Raw genomic sequence first — 735 nt, 5'->3', positions numbered from 1 at the left:
CATGTCGCCCCGCAGGCACTCGCTGTCCACGCTCTCCGCCGGCAGCTCTCCATCCCCCTGCAGCAGATCCAGCAGCTCCGTGTCCTCACCGTCGCCGACCTTCGTCTCCAGGCTCACCGGCTGACGCGCACGGCACAGCAGATCCTTCACCTCCTCTTCCGGCAGCTCCACCGCCACCGCCAGCTCACTCAAGGTGGGGGTGCGTCCCAGCTCCTGGCTCAGTTCCCGCTGCCCCTTCTTCAGCTTGTTCAGCGTTTCGGTGATGTGGATCGGCAGCCGGATCGTGCGGCTCTTCTCCGCGATCGCCCGCGTGATCCCCTGGCGGATCCACCAATACGCATAGGTGGAGAACTTGTAGCCACGGGTGGGATCGAACTTCTCCACGCCCCGCACCAGACCGATCGTTCCCTCCTGGATCAGGTCCAGCAGCTCCATGTTCCGCTTGGTGTACTTCTTCGCGACGCTCACCACCAGCCGCAGATTCGCCGCCACCATCCGCTCCTTGGCGCGGCGGCCGCTGGCCAGCTTGCGCTTCAGCAGGGCCGGGCTCAGACCCGTCGCAGTCGCCCATTCCTCGGCGCTCGGCTTCTGACCGCCAGCTCGCATCTCCAGTTCCTGCTCCGCTTCCTCCAGACGCATCAGGTCCTGCACCTGACGACCCAGGGTGATCTCCTGCTCATGGGTCAGCAGCGGCACGCGGCCGATGTCGCGCAGGTAGGAGCGCACCAGGTCGCC

Annotated in this window: 1 protein-coding gene; it reads right to left on the bottom strand. The window is 66.3% G+C overall.

The window, feature by feature from the left end:
• Positions 1-735, bottom strand: a 735-nt coding sequence (locus CJZ82_RS17525) for a sigma-70 family RNA polymerase sigma factor (RefSeq protein ID WP_143593770.1), incomplete at both ends; no start/stop codon positions are given.

Origin of the sequence: Synechococcus sp. 1G10, assembly GCF_002252625.1 — a bacterium.
GTDB lineage: Bacteria > Cyanobacteriota > Cyanobacteriia > PCC-6307 > Cyanobiaceae > Regnicoccus_A.
The sequence above is the reverse complement of the archived record's forward strand: the minus strand, read 5'-3'. Positions and strand labels throughout refer to the sequence as shown.